The following is a 17965-nucleotide window of genomic DNA, read 5'->3' on the forward strand; positions in this document are numbered from 1 at the left end:
AATACTCCGCAGGTCAAAAGCAATAACTGGCCTGCGGACCGAATTGGAAAGGATCACCTCATGAAGCAAGTGAAAATATGGGGAAGCGCAGCGCTCCTCTTCCTCGTTACAACAGTGCTGTGCGGTGTTGTCTACACGGCTGTTTGCACGGGTGTCGCGCAAATCTTCTTCCCTTATCAGGCAAACGGCTCTATCATCGAAGTCGATGGAACAAAGTACGGCAGCGAGCTTGTCGGCCAGGAGTTCCACGATCAGGATCATATGTGGGGCCGGCTCACGAACGCAAACGTCTCTGCGTTTACCGACGACGAGGGCAATCCCGTCATGTGGTACGGCCCGTCGAACCTGAGTCCCGCGAGCGACGATTTTGCCGCTACGGTGCAGGCCCGTATCGACGAGATCCATGCAGCCCACCCCGAGAAGGGCGACGAGCCCATTCCCAGCGACCTCGTCACGAACTCCGGCAGCGGCTTCGACCCCCATATCTCCCCGACTGCCGCCGAGTACCAGGTGGAGCGGTTGGCGAAGAACACCGGCAAGACGCCTTCCGAGATCCGCGCCATCATCGAGCAGTGCACCGAGCAGCCCCAGTTCGGTGTTCTCGGTGATGCTCGCGTGAACGTCCTCAAGGTGAACCTTATGCTCGACGGTATCCTGCAGTAGCCGCCTTCCCAACCGTTCGAAACCGCCGAATCCCCCGGATGTTTCACGCGAAACATCCGGGGGGCGGGAAACGCCCTGAATAACGGCCGCGTATCAATATCTGAAGATACGCCGAATAACTCGCCGTCCGCGAGCGAGGGCTCGCTGGGAAGCCCTACACTGGTCGGCAACGGAAAAACGAGGGCCGCATGCGGGCCGCCTAAAAGAGCGGACAGGCAGCGGCGGCCAGTTGAAAGGACGAGGCTATGGCCGATCGCGTAGTGGAGAGCTCGGACGTAGAAGTACCCGAGATCCCCGAGATCCTGGAAAAGGTACTGCTCTTCTCGCTGGAAGAGGCGAAGGAGAAGATGAAGCAAGGTGCCGACGTGGTGCCGTTCACCGCGCTCGTGGTGAAGGAGAACCTGTTCTTGGAGAACCATCCGGGCGAGTCGGCGGACGAATGCTTCGCCTTCGCGCGCCACACGGTGGAGAACGCCCGCGGCGCCGAGGCGTACGCTCTGTGCTATGACGGCTACGTGGAAGTCGATGACGAGACGAAGGATGCGCTCATCGCCGAGGGCGGCATTCCCGGCGAGGACGAGGGCGTGGCCGTTGGATTCCTTTACACGATGAGCGAAGACGGGGAGCCTGCGTTCGAGGAGGAGCCGGCCTACATCGGCGAGGCGCCGAACTTCATGAGCGGCCTCAAGGAGGCCGACCAGTACGACGAGGACGAGATCGACGAGAAGTACCTCGACGACGAAGAGGACCTCGAGGGAGAGACCGAGTAACTACGCAGGCGCTGATCATCTGCGGCAGCTAAAGAAGCGCCGCGAAGAGGCGGATAATCGAGCCGGCTGTGTCCCACATGGAACACAGCCGGCTCTCTGTTTTCAATTCGGCCATGTTCCAATATTGAGGATCCTTTCAAGAAAGAAGCGGTTACCCGTGTACGCAAGGCCCCTCCGCTCATGCTCATGGCCAGGGTTTTCGAATTACGGAAGCGGTCGTGTCAGATGCGCACCGTACCCGCGTAAAGAACGCGCGGCTGATGCGCAAGGTCCGCACGTCGTCCGCGTCAGATCCGCGTCAGTTCCCCGCGGCTCCACGACGGTTGAATTACGGTCGCCCGGCAAGGTCGCGTTGCTATACTGCTCGCAGAGAAGTTCAGCGGACAAGCGGGAGGCACGCCGCGCAATGATGGTGAAAGCATGTGCGCGCTGGTAAGGAAGAAAGTTTTCCTTGTAGCCCATGAGGCCCTTTGCTAGAATAGGCAAGCTAATCCTGCTCCGGGTTAACTGCCTTCACCAGCCCCGGAGCCGCTAAAGACCAAAGGAGGTGAGCTGATGAAGGCTTATGAATTGCTGTTTTTTGTCGCTCCGTCTATCGACGAAGAATCCCGTGCCGCTGTTATGAAGCGTATTGAGACCACGATCGCCGAGGGCGAGGGTACGGTTGACAACGTCGACAACTGGGGCAAGCGCAAACTCGCTTACGAGATCGACGGTCTGACCGACGGTGACTACACTCTCATCGATTTCCATGCCGATCCCGCTAACGTTGCTGAACTCGATCGCGTTCTTCGCATCAATGACGCCGTTGTGCGCCATATGATCGTCAAGCGTACCGATCGCGATTAAGAGCACGTGGCATTGGGCGCCCGCGGCGCCCCAGCATGAGAAGAAGAGGTAGGTATCATGAGCATCAACCGAGTTATCATCAGCGGAAACCTGACGCGCGATCCCGAGCTGCGCTCCACGGCGAGCGGTTTGCCGGTACTCGGCTTCGGCGTTGCCGTGAACGACCGCCGCAAGAACCAGCAGACGGGCGAGTGGGAGGACTATCCCAACTTCATCGACTGCACCATGTTCGGCGCCCGTGCCGAGAGCCTCTCGCGCTACCTCAACAAGGGCACGAAGGTGTCCATCGAGGGCAAGCTCCGCTGGAGCCAGTGGGAGCGCGACGGCCAGAAGCGCAGCAAGATCGAGGTGATCGTCGACGAGCTCGAGTTCATGTCGAGCCGCAACAGCGATTCGTCCTCATACGGCGGAAACCAGTCGTATGGCGGCAACGCGGGCGGCTATTCCCCGGCTCCGGCCGCAGCCCCCATGGCTGCGCCGGTGGTCGATGCCTCTTCTTCGGTCTACGATGAAGACATCCCGTTTTAAGCGAAACGAAAGAGGTTTGTGAAATGTCCGATTACGCGAAGCAGCCGCGTCGCAAGTTCTGCCAGTTCTGCAAGGACGAGGCGAACTACGTCGACTACAAAGACACGCAAATGCTGCGCAAATACGTTACCGATCGCGGAAAGATCAAGCCGCGCCGGGTGACGGGTGCCTGCACCCAGCACCAGCGCGACATCGCGAACGCCGTCAAGCGTGCCCGCGAGATGGCTTTGATGCCGTACGCGGTGCCCGCCGTCAGCGGTCGCGGCGATCGTCGCAGCCGCTAGGCGCAAGGAGGGTTCCATGAAAGTCATCCTGCTTCAAGAATTGAAGGGCAAGGGCGGTGAAGGCGACGTCGTCGACGTGGCCCCCGGCTTTGCCAACAACTACCTGCTTCCCCAGAAGCTCGCCATCCTGGCGACGAAGGGGAACCTCAAGCAGCTCGAGCAGCGCAAGCACAACATTGCGAAGCGCGAGGAGAACCGCATTGCCGACGCCGAGAAGATGAAGGCCGCCCTCGAGGGTGCCACCGTCAAGGTCGAGGCGAAGGTCGGCGAGGAGGGCCAGCTGTTCGGCTCCGTCACCGCCGTCATGGTCGCCGACGCCATCAAGGCCGCCACCGACCTCGATGTGGACAAGCGCCGCCTCGAGCTCGGCCATGCCATCAAGACGGCTGGCGAGCACGAAGTGGTCTACGGTATCTACCGCGACATCAAGGTGTCCGTGAAGCTGCTGGTGGGCAACGTCGATGAGCCGGCCGAGGCCGAGGTCGTCGAGGTCGAGGAGACCGTGGAGGTTGTCGAGGAGGCCGAGGCTCCCGCCGAGGCTGCCGAGACGGCTACCGAGGAATAAATACTTTTCCACAGGATCCAACTTGTGGAAACGGGGGGAAACCCCCTTTGCCCCGCTGACGGGCGAAGGGGGTTTTCCGTTGCATGTGGATAACGCATCTCATGGTTTTTCGAGAAGAAAAATACACATGAGCTGCGGTAACGTATGCGGTACTATAGCGGGGAACAAGGTAGCGGACACCTGAAGGAGCGAGAAGAGCCACTATGCCGGAAGCGTACCAGGCCAGCACAAGGAGCAACGACTTCAACGACGGATCGGCACCGAAGAACAAGCCGATGCCGCAGAACATCGAGGCCGAGAAGTCCGTCTTGGCGGCCTGCATGCTGAACGCCGAGGCGGTGGAGGAGCTCATTCTGAAGCTCAAGCCCGAGTCGTTCTACCGCCCGGCGCACCGCATTATCTTCGAGTCCATCTGCGAGTTGAACACGCGCCGCATTCCCATCGACCAGATATCGCTCGCCGACAACCTGAACGCAACGGGCCAGCTGGAGGCCGTGGGTGGCAAGCCTTATCTGGTCGATTTGGCCGACAACACGTTCGCGCTCACGAACTGGCAGAACCACGCCGAGATCGTGAAGCGCACGGCCATCCTCCGCGAGCTCATCTACGCCGCCGCCTCCATCAACGCGCTGGCCTACGACGCGCCCGACAACCTGGACGAGGTGGTGGAGGACGCTGAGAAGACGCTGTTCGGTGTGACCGAGAAGCGCGTGTCGTCCACGTTCTCCAAGATGGATTCCCTGCTCACCGAGGCGTTCGAGGAAATCACCAAGCTGGCCGAGCAGCAGAACCATATGGCTGGCGTGCCCACCGGCTTCAAGGACGCCGACGACCTGTTCCACGGCTTCCGCGGCGGCGACCTGGTCATCTTGGCCGCCCGCCCCGGCGTGGGCAAGACGTCGTTCGCCCTGAACCTGGCCGTGAACGCCGCCAAGTCGGGCGCGGCCGTTGCCTTCTTCTCGCTGGAGATGAGCGCGGGCCAGCTGGTCCAGCGTATCCTCTGCGCCGAGGCGCGCGTCAGCTTGTCGAAGATCCGCGCGGGCTTCATATCGGAGGGCGACTGGGGGGCCATCGCCGATGCGTCGAACACGCTTTCGAAGCTGGAGCTGTACATCGACGACTCGCCGGGCCTGTCCATCCTCGAAGCGCGCGCCAAGGCGCGCCGCGAGTTGCGCCGCACCGAAGGCAAGGGCCTCATCATCGTGGACTACCTGCAGCTCATGCAGCCGCCCTCCACGCGCCGCGACGGCAACCGCGCCGTGGAGGTGGGCGAGATATCGCGAGGCCTGAAGGTGCTCGCGAAGGAGATGGACATGCCCGTGATTGCGCTGTCGCAGCTGTCCCGTGCCGTGGAGATGCGCGGAAAGAAGCGCCCGATGCTCTCCGACCTGCGCGAGTCCGGCTCCATCGAGCAGGACGCCGACATCGTCATGTTCATCGACCGAAGCATGGACGAGACGGAGGCGGAAAGCGAGGACCGCCCTGATCTGGGCACGGCGCAGCTCATCGTGGCGAAGCACCGAAACGGTCCCACCCGCGATATCGACCTGGCGTTCAATCCGGAGTACACGCGCTTCATGGATTTCATCGACGATTCGCGCGCAGGCGGCTTCTAGCCGGCCCGCGCGAGCCGCGTACGCGCTACACTGGTGCCCATGCGAAAGCGAATCACATTCATCCATGCGGCCGACCTGCATCTCGGCGCGCCGTTCCGCGGCCTGAGAGCGCTCTCGGAAACGTGGGCGAACCGCCTGCTCACGGCTATCCCCGAAGCATACGATCGCGTGGTGGACGCCGCGCTGGCCCGCAAGGTCGACTTCGTGGTCATCGCAGGCGATATCTTCGACAGCGCACGCGCGTCTTACGGCGATTACCTGCACTTCTTCGAGGGTCTGCGCCGTCTGGACAAGGCCGGCATCCCCGTGTACCTGTGTACCGGCAACCATGACCCCTTCACTTCATGGAGCCGCGACTTCTTCGCGTTCCCGCCGAACACCCTCATGCTGCCGGCCGACAAGCCCGGTTTCGCGGCCTATCGGCGCGACGGCGAGACGCTGGCCCTTATCGGCGGGCGCGGCTACTACAACCAAACGTGGCCGTCCGACGAGGATATCGCTGCCGGCTTGACGCGTGCAGCGGCCGAGCAGGCGCTGGCCGATGCCGTGCCCGACGTCGCGCACGCGCCCTTCGCCGTGGGCGTGCTGCACACGGGATTGGACCTCGATCCGGTGAAGGCGCCCACGAGCCCCGCCGCCCTCCTGCGGTCGGGCATGGACTACTGGGCGCTCGGCCATATACATATGAAATACGCCCATCCCTCGTTCGACGACCCGCGCCTCGTGTTCTCGGGCTGCATCCAGGGCCGTGATATCAAGGAGACGGGTGAGCGCGGCTGCTTTGCCGTGACGTTGGAGGAAGGCGCGAGCCCCGCGCTCGAGTTCGTTCCCACGGCCAGCGTGGTATGGCAGCGCATGGATGTGGACGTGGCCGATTGCGCGAACGTGGCCGAGGTCACCGACAAGATCATGCGGGAGCTGTTCCGCGTGAACGGCAAGGCCCATTGCGAGGAGATGTGCGTGCGCATCACGCTCACGGGCACCACGCCGCTGCACGCGGTGTTCGCGCGCCCCGGAGTGCTGGAAGACCTGCGCAAGCACATCAACGACGGCTACCCGTCGTTTTTCTGCGACGCGCTCGTCGATGCCACGCTACGTCCGTACGACAAGGAGGCGCTGCGCCGGGAAGGCCTGTTCCCAGCCGTGTTCCTGCAGGTGGCCGACGCCCTGCGCGCCGACCGCGAGGACGAGATAGCCTATATCCAGGAAGAGTTCCTGCTCAAGAACATCCAGCTGCCCAGCGCCTACACGCGCCGCATCGACGATTTGGCGGCCGACGCCGAGGACCTGGTGCTCGACCTGCTGAGCCGGGGTGACGAATGACGGCCGAGCACGGTGGCGCGCCGTATCTCAAGCGCATGAAGATCACGAGCTTCGGCGCCTTCGCCAACAAGGTGGTGGGCCCGTTCACCCCGCACCTCAACGTGGTGTTCGGCGAGAACGAGGCCGGCAAGTCCACGCTGGCCTCGTTCGCAGGCGGCGTGCTGTTCGGGTGGGAGGAGGCCCGCGGCGTCCGCAATACCTATAAGCCGCGCAACGCCGACCGCGCCGGCTCGCTGTTCTTCGCCCCGCGCCCGGAAGAGGGGGACTCTCTTCAGGGCGAGAATGCTGACGCCTCCGCGGCCGCCTCGGCATCCGAACCCGGGGTGCTCGCATCCGGGTCTGTCTCCGAGTCCGAAAACGAGCTCGTGCTCTCGCGCGTGCGCAACGCCGACGGCCTGCAAGGTCCGGTCGAGCTGGTGGACGACATCGACCGCGAGACGTTCCAGACCATGTTCTCGCTCACGGCCGACGAGCTGCGCAGCCTGCGCAACACCACCGATATGACCGCGAAGCTGCTCACGGCGGGATCCGGCACGGGCGCGAGCCCCGCCCACGCGCTCGCCGAGGTGCAGGACCGCCTGGCCGAATACACCTCGAAGGCCGCCGGCATCGAGCATTCCATCGCGCGCCTGACCGCCGATCAGGACGACCTGCGCGCCCAGATGGCCGCCGCCGCGGACGAAACGGAGCGCTACAAGGCCCAGGACAAGGAGTTCCACGAGCTGGCGCCGCAGCGTGCGCAGCTGTTGGCGCGCCTGGACGCGCTCAACGCATCCATCGAGGAGCTTGCCGCGCAGCGCGCCAGCCTGGAGAAGCTGGACGCCCAGCGCGACCAGCTGCGCCGTCAGCGCGACAGCCTGCGCGAGGACGAGGCCGCCTTGGCCGCCGAGCACCGTGTGCGCGAGCAGACCTCGGACCCGGCGCTCGTGGCCCTGGGCGCCGCCGACGAGCGCGCCCTGCGCGACCGCATCGACGCGCTGGCCGAGGAGCAGGCGAAATGCGCGCACAGCGTGGACCTGGCCAAGGAGAACTGCGCAACGTCCACCGCCGCCTACGAGGCGCTGCTCGAAACCGAGGACGTGCATCAGGTGCATGAGGGGCGCCGGCGCCAGCGCAGCGTGCAGGTGGGACTGTCCATCGCGCTGCCCCTTGTGTTCGTGGCGGCCGGCGTGCCGCTGTTCATGCACGGCCGCGAGATCACCAGCCTGTCGTTCACCGCGCTCGGCATAGGCCTGGTGGTGTTTGCCCTCATGCTGGCCGCCGCTGCGCTGGTCATGCTGTTCCGACCCGACAAGGCCGCCGAGGCGCTGGAGGCCCGCAAGCAGGATGCCCAGTGGGTCATGCTGCAGGACAAGAAGAAGCTCGAGGCATGCCTGTCGGCGCAAGAGCAGCTGGCAGCACGCATCTGGTTCCAGCTGGACGCTGTCGGCCTCTCGGCTGCGCAGGGTTCTCTTCGCAGCGCCCGCTCGCTTCTGGCCGAGGCGAAGGACGCCCGCGCCGAGACGGGCCTGTTCCAACAGCGCCAGCAGGCGCTGGCCTCGCGCCTGTCCTCCGTGGAGGACAACCTCGCCGATGTCGAGCGCCAACGCGCCCGGGCCGTCGAGCGCGCAGGCTTGCGCGACGGCGCCTCTGTAGAGGACGTGGATGCCGCCATCGAACAGCGCACCAGGCAGCGCGTCGGCCTATTGGAGACCAGCGAGAGCCTGAACCGTCGCTACGGCGAGCTGAAACAGGAGCTCTCCCAGGCCAAGCACGCGCACCGATTCGACGAGCTGAAACTGCGCTACCAGCAGGTGCGCACGCGCCAAGACGAGAGCGCCCAGGACTACGCGCGCCTGCTCTTGGCGAAGCGCATGCTGGAGGCCGCCATCGCCGCATGGGAATCCAAGAGCCAGCCCGAGGTGTACCGCCAGGCCAGCCGCCTTCTCTCGCTCATGACCGACGGGCGCTGGGTCAAGGTGGTCATGACGCCCGAGGGCCGGCTGCAGGTGATGGATGCGGTGAAGACGGAGCGCGAGCCCGTTCACCTGTCGCTGGGCACGTGCCAGCAGCTCTACCTGGCACTGCGCATCGCGCTGCTCATGACGGCCGACAACGTGGGCCGCTCCGTGCCCATCTTGGCCGATGACATCTTGGTGAACTTCGATGCTCGCCGCCGCATCGGTGCCGCCCGTGCGCTTGCGGAACTGTCCCGCACGCGCCAGGTGATCCTGTTCACCTGCCATGAAGAAATAGTAGAGTCCATGCGGTCGGTCGATCCGGCGCTGAACGTTGTGGAACTGTAATATAATCATGAATCTGCGGATAGGTTGACGGCCCGGCGCGCAGGCGCGGGCGCGAAAGGATGCGAACCATATGCCCAGCACGGTACTCGTCGGCGCCCAGTGGGGAGACGAAGGCAAAGGCAAGATAACCGACCTGATCGCACGCGAATACGATTTCGTCGTGCGCTACCAAGGCGGCAACAACGCCGGCCACACGGTCATCCACGGCGACAAGAAGCTCGCGCTGCACCTCATGCCCTCCGGCGTCATGTACGACCATGCGGTGCCGGTCATCGGCAACGGCGTGGTGGTGGATCCCGGCGTGCTTATCAAGGAGATGGCCATGCTTGAGGCCGAGGGAATCTCCTGCAAAAACCTCAAGATCAGCTGCGATGCGCACGTCATCATGCCCTACCACAAGGACTTCGACGGCGCGGACGAGAAGCGCCTGGGCGAGAACAAGATCGGCACCACCAAGCGCGGCATCGGCCCGTGCTACCAGGACAAGGCCGCCCGCAAGGGCATCCGCATCCAGGACCTGCTGGACGAGAAGATATTCCGCCTGAAGCTGGAGACGGCGCTGGCGCAGAAGAACCCCGTGCTGCAGAAGATATACGGCCTGCACACCTACACGGTCGACGAGATCTGTGAGGAGTACCTGCCCTACGCGCGCATCCTCAAACCCTACATGGCCGAGACGGCCCAGCTGCTGAACGAGGGCCTGCGCGAAGGCAAGTCGATACTCTTCGAGGGCGCGCAGGGCACGCTCTTGGACATCGACCACGGCACGTACCCCTACGTCACCAGCTCGTCGTGCTGCGCCGGCGGCGCCGCTACGGGCTCGGGCGTGGGGCCCACGGCCATCGAGCGCGTGCTGGGCATCCAGAAGGCCTACATCACGCGCGTGGGCGAGGGCCCGTTCCCCACGGAGCAGCGCTTCCCCGAGGACGGCGGAGAGGGCGAGGAGGCCGAGGTCGGCGAGATGCTGTGCGCGGTGGGCCACGAGTTTGGGGTGACCACGGGGCGCAAGCGCCGCTGCGGCTGGTTCGATGCGGTCATCGCGCGCTACGCGGCCGAGGTCAACGGCCTCACCGACGTTGCGCTCACGAAGCTGGACGTGCTATCGGCCTTCGACACCATCAAAGTGTGCACGGCCTACGAGTGCGAGGGCAAGGTGTACGACTACTTCCCCATGCAGCAAAGCGTGCTGTTCCACGCGAAGCCCGTGTACGAGGAGCTGCCCGGTTGGAAGGGCGTCGACATCACCGAATGCCGTACCTTCGAGGAGCTGCCCGAGAACGCGCAGCGCTACGTGGAGTACCTGGAGAAGATCACCGGCGTGCCCGTCAGCATCATTGCCGTGGGCCCCGATCGCGACCAGACGATCATGAGAGGGTGGGATCGCTAATGAACATCTTGGTGTTGGGCGGCGGCGGCCGCGAGCATGCCATCGCGTGGTCGCTAGCGAAGTCCCCGCGCACGGACAAGCTCTACGTGGCCCCCGGCAACGGCGGCACGGCCGATATCGCCCGCAACGTGGGCGACCTGGCCGTCGAGGACGGCCGCGCGGTGCTCGCGTTCGTGGAGGAGCACGACGTGGAGCTCGTGGTCATCGGCCCCGAGGCGCCGCTCGTTGCGGGCGTGGCCGACGAGCTGCGCGAGGCCGGCATCGCCGTGTTCGGCCCCGACGCCCAGGGCGCCCAGCTCGAGGGCAGTAAGACGTTCAGCAAGCGCTTCATGGACGCCCACGGTATACCCACCGCGCGTTACGGCAGCTTCGACGATCTCGAGGAAGCGCTGGGCTACCTGTCCGCGCTGGAAGCCCCGGTTGTGGTGAAGGCCGACGGCCTGGCGGCGGGCAAGGGCGTCATCGTGGCCGAGGACAAGGAGACGGCGGAAGAGGCCGTGCGCTCCTGCTTCGACGGCGCGTTCGGCCAGGCCGGCTCTACCGTGGTCATCGAGGAGTGCCTCACCGGCCCCGAATGCTCGCTGCTCGCGTTTGTGTCGGGCGGCAAGGCCCATTGCATGGCTACGGCCCAGGACCACAAGCGCGCCTTCGACGGCGACCGCGGCCCGAACACGGGCGGCATGGGCGTGTACTCGCCCGTGCCCATCGTGACGGCCGACGAGCTGGCCGCCATGCACGAGATCATGGAGAAGTCCGCCGCCGCCACGGCCACCGACTTCGCCTGCGACTACCGCGGCGTGCTGTACGGCGGCTTCATGCTCACGCCCGAGGGCCCGAAGGTGCTGGAGTTCAACGCGCGCTTCGGCGACCCCGAGACGCAGGTTGTGCTGCCGCGCCTGGAGGCCGACCTCGTGGACATCGTGCTGGCCGTGGCCGAGGGCCGGCCCGATGACATCGAGCTGCGCTGGAGCGAACAGTGGGCCGTGTGCGTGGTGCTGGCCAGCGAAGGCTATCCCGGTGCCTACGAGAAGGGCAAGGTCATCCTCGGCATCGAGGAGGCCGAGGAGATAGAGGGCGTGACGGTGTTCCATGCCGGCACGGCCCGCAACGCCGACGGCGAGCTGGTCACGGCCGGGGGCCGCGTGCTCAACGTGGTGGCGCTGGGCGACTCGTTCGACGACGCCCGGGAGAAGGCCTACGAGGCCTGCAGTCTCATCAACTTCGAGGGCAAGCAGTACCGTACCGACATCGGCAAGAAGGCCGCCGCCGGTCGCGAGGCTTGGAACTAACCACTCCGGGCATGCCCCGAGGCGTCCCGCAGGGGCGCGTTTCGGGGCATGCCCGCGCGTTTTCGCAGTAAACGAGAAGAGGTCTTCGCATTGCTATCTGAACGCATGCTCACGGCGGTGGTCCGCCAGTGCACGAAAAGCTACCTGAAGCTCCGGCCCACCGATGACGTGCGGGTTCCCGCGCCGAAGCCGGGGCAGAAGTACATGCTGTACATGCACGTGCCGTTCTGCGAGCGGCTGTGCCCGTACTGCTCGTTCAACCGCTTTCCGTTCGCGGAGGATCGCGCGCGGCCGTACTTCGCCAGCATGCGCAAAGAGATGATGATGCTGAAAGAGCTGGGCTACGATTTCGAGAGCCTGTACGTGGGCGGCGGCACGCCCACCATCATGATCGACGAGCTGTGCGACACCATCGATCTGGCGAAGGAGACGTTCTCTATCAAGGAGGTTTCCAGCGAGACGAACCCGAACCACCTGATACCGGCGTACCTGGACAAGCTGCAGGGCCGCGTGCAGCGCTTGAGCGTGGGCGTGCAGAGCTTCGACGACGGCCTGCTCAAGCAGATGGACCGCTACGACAAGTACGGCAGCGGCGCCGAGATTCTCGCGCGAATCGGCGAGGTCAGCCCGTACTTCACCTCGCTCAACGTGGATATGATCTTCAACTTTCCCGCGCAGACCGAGGACATCCTCATCAACGACATCGAGCGCGTGGTGGAAAGCGGCACGAGCCAGACGACGTTCTACCCGCTTATGGCCAGCCCCAGCGTCGCACGCCAGCTCGCCCGCACCGTGGGGCGCGTGGACTACGCCCGCGAGCGCACGTACTACGAGATCATCAGCGAACTCTTGGCCGGCGGCCCCGACCCGCTGTTCGAGCACGGCAGCGCCTGGACGTTCAACAAGCGCGGAACCGGCGTGGCCGGCGAGGACGCCATGATCGACGAGTACGTGGTGGACTACGAGGAGTACCCCGCCATCGGAAGCGGCGGCATCACGTACCTGGGCGACAACCTGTTCGTGAACACGTTCTCCGTGAACGACTACAACGCCGCCATCGCGCAGGGCCGTATGTCGCTCATGGGCAAGACCACCTTCAGCAAGCATGACCGCATGCGCTACCGCTTCATGATGCAGCTGTTCGGCCTGCGCCTGGACAAGCGCCAGTTCCGAAAGGACTTCGGCTGCACCGTGGAGGCCGGCCTGCCCGTGGAGATGGCCTTCATGAAAGCATCCGGAGCCTTCGACCGCGACACGTCCGACGAGCTCACCCTCACCCCGAAGGGCCGCTACCTCATGGTGGTCATGATGCGCCAGTTCTTCATCGGCGTGAACAACCTCCGCGACCAAGCACGAGCCGCCTTGGTGGGCGAGGAGAGGGAGCTGATTTTCGGGTAGCGAGGCGGTCCAGACGCCGGCGTGTAATTCAGGCTTCAAACTACGGTTTAGTTAACCCCCCGTGTGCAAAATGTTAAGATGTACTTTCAGTACGTCTATGCCCGGCATGCCAAGCGGCGAGAACGAGGGAGCTGAAAGATGACCGGTAGCAAGAAGCATAGCGAGGGCTTCACGCTCGCAGAGCTCCTGCTCTCCATCGCCATTATTCTGGTGCTCGCCGCCATTGCCATTCCTTCTATTGTCAACGCGCAGAACAACATGCGCATGGTGGAGCTGAACAACGCCGCCGAGTCCATCGCCAACGCCGCCCAAACCCAGATGACCGCCAAGAAGGCCGCCGGAACGTGGTTGGCGCTGATCGACGGCCCCGACGGCAAGGTGAAGTACCCTGCCGCAACGGGATCAGCCGATTCCGACACCTACTATATGGTGGCAGACGATCTTGACAGCCTTCAGGGTGCGCGAGGCAACGGCATCGTTCCGAGTCTCTCCATCGACGATGCCGTCCGCAACGGCGACTACGTCATTGTGTTCAAGGCTTCGACTGCCAGCGTGGAGGCCGTCTACTACACCGACGGAAAATCCGGCTTCTTCGGCAGTTCCCCCGCCCGCACGAATGCCGCCCAAACCTACTACGCCAGCCATGGCTCCACCGACCAAGCTGCCCGCATGAAAAACGACCCCATGATCGGTTACTACCAGGGCACCCCCGCCGGCGCCACTGACGCCGTAGCCTTGCAGAACCCAATGATCTGGGTGGGAAGCGAAGGCAAAGCCCAAGGGCTGTTGTTCGTACTCGATCAAAATATTGTCGATCATACGTCATGGAAGACGGTAACCGAGCTATCGCTCTCGAAAACTTTGGACGATGGCAGCGAAGTGTCATTTACGATAGCGGGCATGGACGACGATGCTGGAAAAAACTCGCTAATAACGGTCACGGCTAATGCAAATGGCAAAACGGTCACCGGTTCCTATACTTCTGAAGCCTCCGGACAGCCTGTTCTACAGCGGTTGGATCGCGACGGGAGTCAAGGAAAAGCATACGCGCTTGACCTGAATGCGCTTGTCCGAGCAGTGAAGGCCGACCCTCTTCCAGATGGTAAAAAGCTGATCACGATACTAGATAATTTTAAAGTGCATGATTCTGTGCGCGCCGAAGCAAAGGTGGAAGCGGCGAATCTCCCATGCGTAGCTGCCACCGCAACGGCAAATATCGAATGGCCCCAACAAGTCGGTAAGTTGTCGCTGTACATTAGCACCCCTTGGTCGACGGTGCTTGCGGGCGAAACCGGAGAAGGCGAGAACAATCCCTCTTACCTCTCTGAGTCGAATTACAATCAACCTGAGATGAAAGCGACGACGATCGAAGGTGGATCGTCCCTCACCATCGAAGGCGTTCCCACCCAAGAGGATTTCTCATTACCCAACTCGAAATCCAATGTCACGCTCAAGGGCATTAATAAACAAAATGGCTGGCAGTCGTACCTCGGCATGAATGTGGCGTATGACGCAGCAGCAGCCGATCAGACTTTTGTCCTTGAAGGATCGGTTGGATCGTTCACTAGTATGACGGGAAGTCGCAAAACCCACTACTATCAGCCTTGGGAGCTATGGGCTCAAAATGCCGACAAAGAGTATGTGCGTGTCGGATACGTGCGCAATGGCGATTGGGAGTGGGCGAATGTTAACAATTCGAACTGCTCGTCGCTTGACGATGCCATTTCGTGGGGTTATGAAGATGGAACAACCTTCGACAGCATAACCGATCCTGCTATTGACGTCAGTCGTATTGTCAAGATGCAGATATCGGCGAATAACTGGGGGGACGTGCCGGATAAGCTTAGCTTGAGGGATCCTGAGGGAAGCGTGTCCCTCTATCTTCGGACGGCTCCAAGAACTTCAGAGGTGAGCGAATACTTCGACAAGAAGGCGGAAAACGGTACGCTGATTTCGGATTTGACAGTCGGCGAAGGGCAGGAATACAACAAGATCAGCGCGCGCGGAGTGAACAAGACCGTAAACACGTCTGTTAGCCAGAATTTCGAGAGGGAATTCGGCGCCTCGTCGGCGGACGTTGCATGGTCCATTGCACGTGACAACGATACAGGATTCAATAACGGGAACGTGTTTTCCAATGACCGCGGTGCTGTTCGCGTATATTATTCGATATCTCCGGGTTTGGGGTTCAAGAACATACAGAATAACGCCGATCCTTTCAATTTGAGAAGCACGCAGATAACAAATGCCTCGTTGTTCATGTATCTGAAAAACGAACACGGCGGACTGACGAAGCAGGCAACCGCCCAACCGTATAAAAGCATACCGGGATCGTATACTTTTACGAGTACCACCAACGCGACCGATTATGAGCTTAAGACAACGGAAGACTATCGTTTCTACCGCGCGGTTTCCTATTACGAAAAAACGAAGAATGGCGATCTGGAAATAGAGACCAAGCTGAACATACCCTCCCAATATGTGCCCTATGGTGATCAAGGAACGAAGGTGGCTCAAGGATACGACAAAACAATCGATAAGGTTGACTGGGAGTTTTTAGGATGGCAGACCGAAGATACGAGCACCGGTAAAATCGAAATCTTATCGAGTGGTTCGCTTTTGTCGAGCTATGATAAAACGCTTAGCTACACTGGGGCAAAACTTGTTGCCAAGTATCGCATTGTTCCCAAGTTCGGACTTGCCTACCTCGAAATTAATAAAGAGGGGAAGGTAACCGCATGCTACGGGTATCTTGGTGAAAAAGGCGCTTGGACGGATCCGCTGCCAACCGACAACACGTTCACGTCTTGGGGATACTATGCTGTCGTGGAGCAAGGCACTCTTGGAGATAACCAACAGCTAGAAGTCAACGGCAATGCGATTACGGTGTCGAAAACTGCTCAAGAAGTTGCAATTGGCGAAGTTGCGTACGATGCCTATCTCATTACAAGTAGCGGCAAATCGAGCACCCAGCGAGTGGAGATGTTCGCTACAGGAGCGGATGAGGAAGACAAGTACGATTTCTGGTTCAATGCAAACTTCGCTTGTGCCATAGCTGTAACGAACGACGACGCTAACGCTCTTGGAAGCGAAAACGATCCGTGGAAGGTGCGCCACGCAACGCAATTTCCAGGAGCAATTAAAGCAAACGGTGGGATACAGGCAGTTTACACGAGCGGTCATTTCAAACAAACCCACAGCATAGATATGGCGGATGCGCCTGCCGATGCATATGAAAGAAAGTTTATCAGTACCTTCTCCGGCGTTTACGATGGGGGAGGCGAAGCTGGGTGCAGCATAGAAAACTATTGGTATCGCTTGATGAGCGAGCAGAATCATCGGCAGGGATTATTTCCTTATGCAGAAAAAGCCATATTGAAAAACATCATTCTTCACGGTGCGTCTGCTGCTAAGCATACTGACGTTTGGGATGGGCAAAATGTCAATGCAATGTTTGGGTGCTTGGTAGGTGAGGCCCGAAACTGTATTATTAGCAAATGCTCGATTGTTAACGATTCGATCGGGGACAGATATCTGAGCATTTCGGTAACGAACGTGGGGACAAGCTCGTCCTCGGCCATGGGATCGCTTGTAGGGTTGGCAAGCGATACAACTCTCTCCGATTGCAGCGTGGCAGGGCTCTCCTTGTCGCTTGAAAGTCGAGAGGATACTTGGGGTAATAAGAATTATTCCATGGGAGGACTCGTCGGTCAGTGTTCCAATTCGTCGTTGTCCAATTGCGAGGTAAACAAGGTGATTATGGAGGGTCTCACACCCACCCAATCTTCAAGCTTTTTATTGGCCGGAGGGATGGTAGGCTCTTTTTCTTCAAGTGGCGAGACCGAGAAGCAGATGAGCGGATGCAAAGCGACGAGCGTTCGCTTTGTTGCGAAGAGCCAGAAAAGCTATGCTGTTGGAGGAGTCGTCGGGTTCAAGGATGGCGGCAGCGTGGCTAGCTCCAATAGTTTTTCTGATGCGTATTTGTACTCGAAAACCAACCCTAGCGGGCTGCTAATCCAAACGGCGATCGGGGAAAAGGTGACGCCGAAATGAGCCGCGGCACGAGTGTACATTCGCACTTAGAAGACGAAACCGGCGCCTCCATCGTCATTGCGCTGGTGTTCTTCCTCATCTGCGCCGTCATCGGGTCGGTGGTGCTCACGGCGGCTTCGGTGCAGGCGAAGGCTGTGCAGACGCATAGGGAAATGCAACAGGCAGAGTTTACGGTAGGGTCGGCTGCAGGTTTTATCGGCTCGCAGCTGAAGTATCCGCTCACTGCGGTTTATGATGACAGCGATAACCTCCTCCGCCTTGCACCGGTTTCAGGCGAAACGAACGATGCGCCTTTCTTTTACGTTTTCTGGCAGGCATATGGCGAAAAGATCGCTGAAACCTATCGGAACCACGCTTACTTTGAAGTCGAAAGCCTCAAGGTGCAGCAATCCGAGGTAGGCACGGTCTTTGGGCGCATAGTCGTTACGGGAAACTTGGATTTTGAAATAGACCTTTCTTTGGAAGAGGACATGTCGGCATCTTCTCCCTATAATATGCACGTTTATATCCAAAGCATTCCGACGTTCGATATCAAGGGAGAGCTCAAAGCGGTCGAATACGAATCTCCGGTTATCACAAAAGCCGAGGGGGCCAAGCGATGAGAGCGCGAAAAGCCTTATGGCGAAAGCTTACTGAGCGTTCGGGCGATACGTTGGTGGAAGCTTTAACGGCGATCCTTATCGCGGCTCTAGGTTCTGCGCTTTTGGCCACTATGGTGATGTCGGCGACCAACATCGCATCCAGAAACGAAAGGGCCCTTTCGGCTGTCTATCAGGCAGAAAGCAATCTAGCCACTGCTACGCCGAGCGGTTCTACCGTGTCGGTCAGCATACCGGCGCAGAATGATACAGGCGCCCTCTCAACCGGCGCTATCTACATTGGCCTCTACCAAGTGAACGGGCCGAACGGTATCGAATTCGCTCGATATGCCAAATCAGAGAAGCCAAAATAGAAG

The 17965-nt window shown here is 61.1% G+C and carries 15 protein-coding genes; all 15 read left to right on the forward strand.

Going from position 1 to position 17965, the window contains the following annotated elements; translation table 11 throughout:
* Nucleotides 1-60 precede the first annotated feature (60 nt).
* The 15 genes from K9U15_RS01800 to K9U15_RS01870 all read left to right on the forward strand — a co-directional run bounded on the left by K9U15_RS01800 (nucleotide 61) and on the right by K9U15_RS01870 (nucleotide 17962).
* Complete coding sequence (locus K9U15_RS01800) at nucleotides 61-663, forward strand: potassium-transporting ATPase subunit C (RefSeq protein WP_123673247.1); 603 nt, start codon at nucleotides 61-63, stop codon at nucleotides 661-663.
* A gap of 245 nt (nucleotides 664-908) precedes the next feature.
* Nucleotides 909-1433, forward strand: a complete 525-nt coding sequence (locus K9U15_RS01805; protein ID WP_123672929.1) for a hypothetical protein — start codon at nucleotides 909-911, stop codon at nucleotides 1431-1433.
* A 555-nt stretch (nucleotides 1434-1988) separates the two neighbouring features.
* Entirely contained in the window at nucleotides 1989-2282 is a 294-nt protein-coding gene (gene rpsF / locus K9U15_RS01810; protein WP_015539264.1) for a 30S ribosomal protein S6, read from the forward strand.
* Between the two features lie 57 nt (nucleotides 2283-2339).
* The gene (locus K9U15_RS01815) at nucleotides 2340-2810 is read left to right on the forward strand and encodes a single-stranded DNA-binding protein (RefSeq protein ID WP_087191170.1); all 471 of its coding nucleotides are present in this window, start codon (nucleotides 2340-2342) and stop codon (nucleotides 2808-2810) included.
* A 23-nt stretch (nucleotides 2811-2833) separates the two neighbouring features.
* On the forward strand, nucleotides 2834-3094 hold the full coding sequence (gene rpsR / locus K9U15_RS01820) for a 30S ribosomal protein S18 (protein WP_015539262.1): 261 nt from the start codon (nucleotides 2834-2836) through the stop codon (nucleotides 3092-3094).
* Nucleotides 3095-3110: 16 nt separating this feature from the next.
* Nucleotides 3111-3659 (forward strand): 50S ribosomal protein L9, encoded by a 549-nt coding sequence (gene rplI, locus K9U15_RS01825; RefSeq protein WP_123672927.1) that lies wholly within the window; start codon nucleotides 3111-3113, stop codon nucleotides 3657-3659.
* A gap of 203 nt (nucleotides 3660-3862) precedes the next feature.
* Nucleotides 3863-5275: a replicative DNA helicase gene (dnaB, locus tag K9U15_RS01830; protein ID WP_087191172.1), complete on the forward strand. Its 1413-nt coding sequence runs from the start codon at nucleotides 3863-3865 to the stop codon at nucleotides 5273-5275.
* 39 nt (nucleotides 5276-5314) lie between these two features.
* Nucleotides 5315-6598, forward strand: a complete 1284-nt coding sequence (locus K9U15_RS01835) for a DNA repair exonuclease (RefSeq protein ID WP_123672925.1) — start codon at nucleotides 5315-5317, stop codon at nucleotides 6596-6598.
* Entirely contained in the window at nucleotides 6595-8883 is a 2289-nt protein-coding gene (locus tag K9U15_RS01840; protein ID WP_301155521.1) for an AAA family ATPase, read from the forward strand. The genes K9U15_RS01835 and K9U15_RS01840 overlap by 4 nt, the downstream gene beginning before the upstream one ends.
* A 70-nt stretch (nucleotides 8884-8953) precedes the next feature.
* Nucleotides 8954-10270 carry an adenylosuccinate synthase gene (locus K9U15_RS01845; protein ID WP_123672921.1) on the forward strand — a complete coding sequence of 439 codons (1317 nt, stop codon included), beginning with the start codon at nucleotides 8954-8956 and terminating at the stop codon, nucleotides 10268-10270.
* Nucleotides 10270-11559 (forward strand): phosphoribosylamine--glycine ligase, encoded by a 1290-nt coding sequence (purD, locus tag K9U15_RS01850; protein WP_087191175.1) that lies wholly within the window; start codon nucleotides 10270-10272, stop codon nucleotides 11557-11559. Before K9U15_RS01845 ends, purD begins: the two co-directional genes overlap by 1 nt.
* Nucleotides 11560-11649: 90 nt before the next feature.
* Complete coding sequence (locus tag K9U15_RS01855) at nucleotides 11650-12957, forward strand: coproporphyrinogen III oxidase family protein (RefSeq protein WP_123672919.1); 1308 nt, start codon at nucleotides 11650-11652, stop codon at nucleotides 12955-12957.
* Between the two features lie 138 nt (nucleotides 12958-13095).
* On the forward strand, nucleotides 13096-17010 hold the full coding sequence (locus tag K9U15_RS01860; protein ID WP_301155522.1) for a Tfp pilus assembly protein FimT/FimU: 3915 nt from the start codon (nucleotides 13096-13098) through the stop codon (nucleotides 17008-17010).
* Nucleotides 17007-17612: a hypothetical protein gene (locus tag K9U15_RS01865; protein ID WP_123672917.1), complete on the forward strand. Its 606-nt coding sequence runs from the start codon at nucleotides 17007-17009 to the stop codon at nucleotides 17610-17612. Before K9U15_RS01860 ends, K9U15_RS01865 begins: the two co-directional genes overlap by 4 nt.
* A complete protein-coding gene (locus K9U15_RS01870; RefSeq protein WP_123672915.1) occupies nucleotides 17609-17962 on the forward strand; it encodes a hypothetical protein in 354 nt (117 codons plus the stop codon). Before K9U15_RS01865 ends, K9U15_RS01870 begins: the two co-directional genes overlap by 4 nt.
* Nucleotides 17963-17965 lie beyond the last annotated feature (3 nt).

The sequence above is a fragment of the Gordonibacter sp. RACS_AR68 genome (assembly GCF_030418485.1).
GTDB classification, from domain to species: Bacteria; Actinomycetota; Coriobacteriia; order Coriobacteriales; family Eggerthellaceae; genus Gordonibacter; species Gordonibacter urolithinfaciens.